The 7,496-nt window shown below is 67.6% G+C and carries 9 protein-coding genes and 1 pseudogene; 9 read left to right on the top strand and 1 reads right to left on the bottom strand.

Features of this window, described 5'->3' with window-relative positions; translation table 11 throughout:
• Nucleotides 1–987, top strand: a pseudogene (locus AX690_RS24060) (alkaline metalloproteinase); the annotation flags it as partial.
• Nucleotides 988–1,024: 37 nt separating this feature from the next.
• Here AX690_RS24060 and AX690_RS22555 read toward each other — a convergent pair.
• Nucleotides 1,025–1,474: a hypothetical protein gene (locus AX690_RS22555; RefSeq protein WP_082769811.1), complete on the bottom strand. Its 450-nt coding sequence runs from the start codon at nt 1,472–1,474 to the stop codon at nt 1,025–1,027.
• A 238-nt stretch (nt 1,475–1,712) separates the two neighbouring features.
• On the opposite strand from AX690_RS22555, the gene AX690_RS21830 reads away from it, so the two are divergent.
• From AX690_RS21830 to AX690_RS23130, 8 genes are all read left to right on the top strand, one after another.
• Nucleotides 1,713–2,672, top strand: a complete 960-nt coding sequence (locus tag AX690_RS21830) for a 2-hydroxyacid dehydrogenase (protein ID WP_066682827.1) — start codon at nt 1,713–1,715, stop codon at nt 2,670–2,672.
• A gap of 82 nt (nt 2,673–2,754) precedes the next feature.
• Complete coding sequence (locus tag AX690_RS21825) at nt 2,755–2,955, top strand: hypothetical protein (protein WP_066682792.1); 201 nt, start codon at nt 2,755–2,757, stop codon at nt 2,953–2,955.
• Nucleotides 2,956–3,052: 97 nt separating this feature from the next.
• Entirely contained in the window at nt 3,053–3,427 is a 375-nt protein-coding gene (locus AX690_RS21820; RefSeq protein ID WP_066682791.1) for a VOC family protein, read from the top strand.
• A 43-nt stretch (nt 3,428–3,470) separates the two neighbouring features.
• Nucleotides 3,471–4,448 (top strand): metalloregulator ArsR/SmtB family transcription factor, encoded by a 978-nt coding sequence (locus tag AX690_RS21815; protein ID WP_066682790.1) that lies wholly within the window; start codon nt 3,471–3,473, stop codon nt 4,446–4,448.
• The gene (gene metF / locus AX690_RS21810; RefSeq protein WP_066682789.1) at nt 4,445–5,389 is read left to right on the top strand and encodes a methylenetetrahydrofolate reductase [NAD(P)H]; all 945 of its coding nucleotides are present in this window, start codon (nt 4,445–4,447) and stop codon (nt 5,387–5,389) included. The genes AX690_RS21815 and metF overlap by 4 nt, the downstream gene beginning before the upstream one ends.
• Nucleotides 5,386–6,255 (top strand): CAU/MBL1b family subclass B3 metallo-beta-lactamase, encoded by an 870-nt coding sequence (gene blaCAU / locus AX690_RS21805; protein ID WP_066682788.1) that lies wholly within the window; start codon nt 5,386–5,388, stop codon nt 6,253–6,255. The genes metF and blaCAU overlap by 4 nt, the downstream gene beginning before the upstream one ends.
• Nucleotides 6,252–7,328 carry a homocysteine S-methyltransferase family protein gene (locus AX690_RS21800; protein WP_066682787.1) on the top strand — a complete coding sequence of 359 codons (1,077 nt, stop codon included), beginning with the start codon at nt 6,252–6,254 and terminating at the stop codon, nt 7,326–7,328. Before blaCAU ends, AX690_RS21800 begins: the two co-directional genes overlap by 4 nt.
• The coding region (locus AX690_RS23130) for a hypothetical protein (protein ID WP_156449759.1) at nt 7,328–7,496 on the top strand (169 nt) is incomplete at its 3' end. The genes AX690_RS21800 and AX690_RS23130, both read left to right, overlap by 1 nt.

The raw sequence follows: 7,496 nt of genomic DNA, 5'->3' as shown, positions 1-7,496 counted from the left end.
GACCTCCTGCACGGAGCTGCTGGCAATGACGCCCTCTATGGCGGCAACGGCGCCGACCGCCTTTGGGGCGACGACGGTGACGACTACCTGCAAGGCGGGCTTGGCGACGACATCATCGACGGCGGAGCGGGGGTGAACCGAGCCGCCTATTTCGGCTATGCTCGGGACTACAGCTGGACAAAGCAGGCCGACGGCTCGTGGATCGTCACGGGTCCGGATGGAACCGATACGCTCAGGAATATCGACTATCTGACCTTCGCAGACCGCGGGGTCTCGTTGGGACCGGCCTTCACCAACGAGATTGCGACCGCCTTCAGCTCCATTCTGTTCCAGCAGGCCAGAAGTAGTTACTTTACCGGCCCGTATAATGACGTCACCGATTTCATGGAGACGAACGCCTCAACGCCAGCCGTAATCAACGAGATCATCCGGATAGCCGGGAAGACAACTTCCGTGGCCTCGCTGGCCTATCTGTTCTTCACAGGCGCTATCCCAACCCAGCCCGGCTTCAGCTATCTCGTCTCGCCCACCAGCTATAACCCCAACAACCTCAACAGCGCCTACTACCAGTCGTTCAACCTCGAAAACCGCTACATCAACTTCGCGGTGAACCTGGGCAAGAACGGCGAGGGCAAGGACGCTTTCACGGCCAAGTACGGCGCCTTGAGCCTCTTCGACGCCGCCAAGGCGGCCTACAAGACCATCTTCGGCGCGACGCCGACCGATGAGAAAACCCACGCCCTGATCGACAGCCGCGCCGACTACTTCGCCTATTACGGCGGCGATGGTCCGAATGGCGTCGGAACCAAGGCGGCCATGGTGGGATGGCTTCTGGCCGAGGCGCAAAAGGCCGATCTGGGCGTCATGGTCCGGTCCAACGACGCCTGGCTGACGGACCTGGCCGACGGCTCCGCGCCGTTCGCGGTCGACATCCTCGATCCGGCCAAGGGCTACTACAAACCCGACTTCATCTTCGGCGGCGCCTGACGCCGGGACGGCGCTGGGCCGTCCCGGAAGTTCTGGTCTACTTCGGCTGAGGCGGCGTGGCCGTCGATGACCCCATCGGGTCGGTGGGCGTCGCCGGGTTGGGCAGGGTCGAGCCGTTGGGCTGCACGCCGCCGTCGGTCGGCGGGGTCGAGGGCATGCTGGACGAGTCCGGGGTCGGCGGGTTCACCGACATGCCGGTCGAGTTCGACGATCCCATGGAAGAGCTCATCGAAGAACCGCTCATCGTGCTGGCCGCTGGCGCGGTGGCCGAGGTGTCGGTGGACATGCCGGTGGCGGCCGTCGACGAGCCGGCCCACCAGTCCTTGCTGGCCCGGACCTTCGGCGAGGCCTTCATGTAGGCGTTGAGCTGCGAGTAGGGGATCGGCTGCTGGGGGCCGACGGCAGCGGAAGATTTGGACTGGGCGATGGCCGAGCCGCCGACCAGCATCGAGAGCGCTGCGGTCGCGGCGAACATCTTGGTCAACATCGTGGTTTCTCCGAGCCTGGGACGCCGCATGGCGCCATACCAGGAACGTTCCTGGGGCTGGGTTGTTCACAGCTTGGCCGTCCGGTCTCGGCGACGCCGATGCGGATCGTCACCAGGTCGTGATCGGCCTGCGGTGGCGGGCTCCCTGTCCGCCGCTTAAGCCTGGATAAGCGCTCCGCGTGGAGTAGCTTGGTCCTTGAACAAGTCGGCCAGGTTCATGGCCGCCATGGAGGCCCGCATGCCGCAAACCGCCGTCGAGAAACCGCACGTCCTGATCTCGCACGAGATGCTGCTGCCGCTGCAGCCGCTGCTTGAGGGCGCATACCAAGTGCATCGCCTGTGGGACTATCCGGACCGGCTCGCCTTCCTCGAGGGGCCAGGCCGGAGCATCAAGGCGATCGTGCATGCGGGAGAGATGGCGCTGGGGCGCGACATGCTCTCGGAGATGCCGCAACTGGGCCTGATCGCCTGCGTCAGCGTCGGCTATGACGGGATCGACGTGCCGTGGTGCAAGGCGCACGGCATCGCCGTGACCCATTCGACGGGCCTCAACGCCGCCGACGTCGCCGACCACGCGGTGGGTCTGGTGCTGGCCGCCTGGCGCGGGATCGTCGAGGGCGACCAGCGGGTGCGCGCCGGTCACTGGACCCACGCCGAACGCATGGCGCCGCGCCACGGCCTGCGCGGCCGGAAGGCCGGGATCGTTGGCCTCGGCCATATCGGCGAGGCGGTCGCCAGCCGTCTGTCGGCCTTCGAGATGAAGATCGCCTGGTGGGGGCCGCGTCCCAAGGACAGCGACTATCCGCGCGCCGACACCCTGATGGCCCTGGCGCGCGAGAGCGACGTCCTGGTCGTCTGCGCCCGACCGGACGCCGACAACCGCCACATGATCGACCGCGCGGTGATCGAGGCGGTCGGTCCTCAGGGCCTAATCGTTAATGTCGCGCGGGGCTCGTTGATCGACGAGGAGGCCTTGATCACCGCCCTCAAGTCGGGCGCGCTGGGCATGGCCGCCTTGGACGTCTTCGAGCAGGAGCCGACCCCGGCCGCGCGCTGGGAGGGTGTCCCGCATGTGGTGCTGACGCCGCATACGGCCGGCGCGACGCTGGACAGCATACCGGCCATGGTCAACCTGACGCTGGAGAACCTGCGCCGCTACTTCCATGGCGAACCCCTGGCGACGCCGGTGGCGGCCTGAGACGCCAATGGGCTTAACCTTATTTGGTCAGCCGCGCTTAACGCTTCCGGGTCAGGTTGCCGTTAAGCATCAGGGGTTCGCCATGCAGGTCTCGGCCGCCAACGTCGCCAGCTATACGCCGCCGAGGCCGGCCACGGGGCCCGCCCCGTCGCCGGCGCCCGCCGCGGATCTGACGCAACTGGCCGTGGCGCAGACGAACGTGAAGATGGCGGCGGCGGCCGGCGCGGCGCTTGGCCAGGTGACGGCCGAATTGAGCGGCGCCCTGGTCAATATCTCCGCCTGAGGGGCGGGCTTTCTCCGCACGCTCCGCAAAGGCGTCGCCAAAGCCCCGGTGGCTGCTAAGGTGTCATAAGGCAGGGCGCGCGCGGAGAAGAAGGCTCATGGCCAAGGTTCTGGGACTGGGCGGCTTCTTCTTCAAGGCCGACGACCCCAAGGCCGTCCGCGACTGGTATGCGCGGGTGCTGGGCTTCGAGATCCATGACTGGGGTGGGGCTGTCTTCGAGGCGCCCAAGGGCGGGCAGGCGACCTGGTCGCCGTTCGGCGCCGACACGGACTATTTTTGGCCGTCGGCCGCGCCGTTCATGATCAATTTCATCGTCGATGATATCGATGGAGTCCTCGCGCGGGCCGCCGCCGAGGGTGTCGAGCCGCTGGGCCGGCAGGACGAGGGCTATGGTCGGTTCGCCTGGCTGATGGACCCGGTCGGGGTCAAAATCGAGCTCTGGGAAGCCGCCAAGGCTGACGCCGAGGCATAATTTCCTCTTGCCAAAACAGACATAAAGATATCTTTATGTCCCTATGAAGCTCACCGCCGAACAGGTCGTCGAAGTGCTGCGCGCCGCCGGCGAGTCCACGCGCTTGCGTCTTCTGGCCCTGCTGGCGGCGGAGGAGCTGTCGGTCCTGGAGCTGTGCCGCATCCTCGACCAGAGCCAGCCGCGCGTCTCCCGCCACCTGAAGCTGCTGGCCGAGGCGGGTCTCGTCGAACGCTTTCCGGACGGCGCCTGGGTGTTCTACCGGCTGGCCGCCAAGTCGCCGGGCCGCTTCCTGGTCGAGCAGGCGCTCGATTTGATCGACGACGCCGATCCCGTCATCCGCCTGGACGCTGACAAGCTGGCCGCCGTGCGCGCCGAGCGCTCGATGGACGCCCAGGCCTATTTCGCCCGCAACGCCGCGCGCTGGAACGAGATCCGCTCGCTGTATGTCGACGAGGCCGAGGTCGAGGCCGCGATCCTGCGCGCGACCGGGGAGGGGCCGTTCGACGAGATGGTCGACCTGGGCGCCGGGGCGGGCCGCATGCTGACCCTGCTGGGCAAGCGCGCCAGCAACGCCCTGGGCCTGGATCTCTCGCAGCAGATGCTGAACATCGCCCGCGACGAGGTCGCCAAGGCGGGGCTCGCCAGCTGCGAGCTGCGCCACGGCGACATCTTCCGCACCGGCCTGCCCGGCGGCTGCGCGGATCTCGTCACCGTCCACCAGGTGCTGCACTACCTGTCCGATCCCGCCAACGCCGTGGCCGAGGCCGCGCGCCTCGTCGCGCCGGGCGGCCTGCTGCTGATCGCCGACTTCGCCCCGCACGACCACGAGTTCCTGCGCGAGGCGCACCAGCACCGCCGCCTGGGCTTTGACGACAGCGAGATCGTTCCGTGGCTGCGGGCCGGCGGCCTGCAGCTGGAAAGCAACATCGCCCTGCCGCCCTCCACGGGCGAGGGCCTGACCGTCAAGATCTGGACCGCGCGTCGCCCGCTGAGCCTCGCCGCCGAAAGGACCGCCGCATGACCCTTCCGCCCACCCGCCGCGTGATCGGTCCTGTCGCCCGCGCCGGCGAGCGGACCTATCGTCCGCGCGTGTCGTTCGAGTTCTTCCCGCCCAAGACGCCGCAGATGGAAGAGAGCCTGTGGCAGGCGATCACCCGCCTGGCGCCGCTGGACCCGGCCTTCGTCTCGGTGACCTATGGCGCGGGCGGCTCGACCCGCGAGCGCACGCACCGGACCGTCAAGCGCATCCTGGACGAGACGAGCCTGAAGCCCGCCGCCCACCTGACCTGCGTCGGCGCCTCGCGCGCCGAGGTCGACGAGGTGATCCGCGACTACTGGGACATCGGCGTCCGCCACATCGTTTCGCTGCGCGGCGATCCGCCGCCGGGCGAGGGCGGCATCGGCGGGGTCTATGTCCCGCGCGAGGACGGCTACGCCAACGCCACCGAACTGACCAGGGCCGTGCGCGGGATCGGCGCCTTCGAGGTGCTGGTCGGCGTCTATCCGGAGAAGCATCCGGAGAGCCCGTCGCTGGAGCACGACATCGACGTTTTGAAGCAGAAGGTCGACGCCGGGGCGACGCTGGGCGTCAGCCAGTTCTTCTTCGATCTCGACGCCTTCCTCCGCTACGTCGACAAGGTCCGCGCCGCCGGGATCACCATCCCGATCGTGCCGGGGATCATGCCGGTGACCAATTTCACGGGCCTGAAGAAGATGGCCGCCGCCTGCCAGACGACGATCCCGGGCTGGCTGGCCAACCTGTTCGACGGGCTGGAGGATGACGCTGAAACCCGCCGCCTGATCGCCTGCTCGGTCGCTGCCGAGATGTGCGCCAAGCTGCAGGAGCAGGGCTTCGAGGATTTTCACTTCTACACCCTGAACCGCGCGGACCTGGTCTACGCCATCTGCCGCGTGCTGGGCCTGCGCGAGACCGCGCCAGCGTCTGCGGAGGTCGCGGCATGAAGCGTCTCGCCATCGCCCTGGCGGCGTCGGTCTTGGCCTTCGCGCCCGCCGCCCACGCCGACATGCCCGCCAACTGGACCAAGCCGACCAAGCCCTACCGCGTGGTCGGCAGCATCTACTACGTCGGGACCGAGGGCATCTCGTCCTGGCTGATCACCTCGTCCGCGGGGCACGTGATCCTGGACGGCGGCCCGAACGCCGAGACCGGCAAGCAGATCGAGCGCAACATTGCCTCGCTGGGCTTCAAGCTGGCGGACGTGAAGATCCTGATCAACACCCACGCCCACTTCGACCACGCTGGAGGGCTGGCTCAACTGAAGGCCGACATTCCGACCGCCAAGCTGTGGATCTCGCGCGGCGACGAGCCGGCGATCGAGCAGGGCCACCACATCGGCGACAACGAGAACGGCCCGACGCCCATGCCGCCGGTCAAGGTCGACAAGGCGTTCGGCGATGGTCAGAAGCTGAAGCTGGGCGAGACCGCGATGGTCGCCCACCTGACGCCTGGCCACACGATCGGCTGCACCAGCTGGACCACGGCGGTGATCGAGAAGGGGCGGCCGCTGAACGTGACCTTCCCGTGCTCGCTGTCGGTGGCCGGCAACGTGCTGGTCGGCAACAAGGAGCATCGGACGATCGTCGCCGACTATCGCGAGAGCTTCGCCAAGCTCCGCGCCATCCCGACCGATGTCATGCTGCCCGCGCACGAGGAACAGGGCAGCCTGCTGGCCAAGCGCCAGAAGCAACTGCGCGGCGATCCCAACGCCTTCGTCGATCCGACCGAGCTCGCCCGGTTCGTTGACGCCTCAGAAGCCGCCTTCAACAAGGAGCTCGCGCGCCAGCAGGGCGCCGGAGCCAAGCAATGACTGATCTCTCGATCCGCGCGAACCGCGTCGCCGCCCTGAAGGCCGCCGCCAAGGAGCGTATCCTGATCCTCGACGGCTCCTGGGGCGTGATGTTCCAGAAGAAGGGCCTGACCGAGGCCGACTATCGCGCCGAGCGGTTCGCCGCCCACGACGGCCAGATGAAGGGCAACAACGACATCCTGTGCCTGACCCGGCCGGACCTCGTGGCCGAGCTGCATGACGCCTATTTCTCGGCCGGCGCCGACATCTCCGAGACCAACACCTTCTCGGGCACCACGATCGCCCAGGCCGACTATCACCTGTCGGAACAGGACGTCTGGGACATCAACATCGAGGGCGCCAAGATCGGCCGCTCGGTGGCCGACCGCTGGAACGCCGAGAATCCCGAGCGTCCGAAGTTCATCGCCGGCTCGATCGGGCCGCTGAACGTCATGCTGTCGATGTCGTCGGACGTGAACGACCCGGGCGCGCGCAAGGTCACCTTCGACCAGGTCTATGAGGCCTATCGCCAGCAGGTGGACGCCCTCTATCAGGGCGGGGTCGACCTCTTCCTGATCGAGACGATCACCGACACCCTGAACTGCAAGGCGGCGATCAAGGCGATCCTGGATCTGCGCGACGAGGGCCACGAGGAACTGCCGATCTGGATCAGCGGCACCATCACCGACCGCTCGGGCCGGACGCTGTCGGGTCAGACGGCCGAAGCCTTCTGGAACAGCGTCAAGCACGCCAAGCCGTTCGCGGTGGGCTTCAACTGCGCCCTGGGCGCTGATTTGATGCGGCCGCACATCGCCGAGATGGCCCGCATCGCCGACACCCTGGTCGCGGCCTATCCGAACGCCGGCCTGCCCAACGCCATGGGCCAGTACGACGAGGAGCCGCACCAAACCGGCCACGCCCTGCACGAATGGGCCAAGGACGGTCTGGTCAACATCCTGGGCGGCTGCTGCGGCACGACGCCGGACCACATCCGCCACGTCGCCGACGAAGTGCGCGGCGTGAAGCCCCGCCAGATCCCCGAGCGCCCCAAGGCCATGCGCCTGGCGGGGCTCGAACCGTTCGAGTTGGCTTAGTGGCCGTGACTTCAATTCTCCTTCTCCCCCTGCGGGAGAAGGTGTCGCCGAAGGCGACGGATGAGGGGTCTCGCCGATCCGTCAACCGTCTCCTCTCGGCGGCGATGGTCTTCAACCCCTCATCCGACCCGCTTCGCGGGCCACCTTCTCCCGCAAGGGGAGAAGGGA

The organism is Caulobacter sp. CCH9-E1 (genome assembly GCF_001556515.1).
Classification (GTDB): Bacteria; Pseudomonadota; Alphaproteobacteria; order Caulobacterales; family Caulobacteraceae; genus Caulobacter.
The sequence above is the reverse complement of the archived record's forward strand: the minus strand, read 5'-3'. Positions and strand labels throughout refer to the sequence as shown.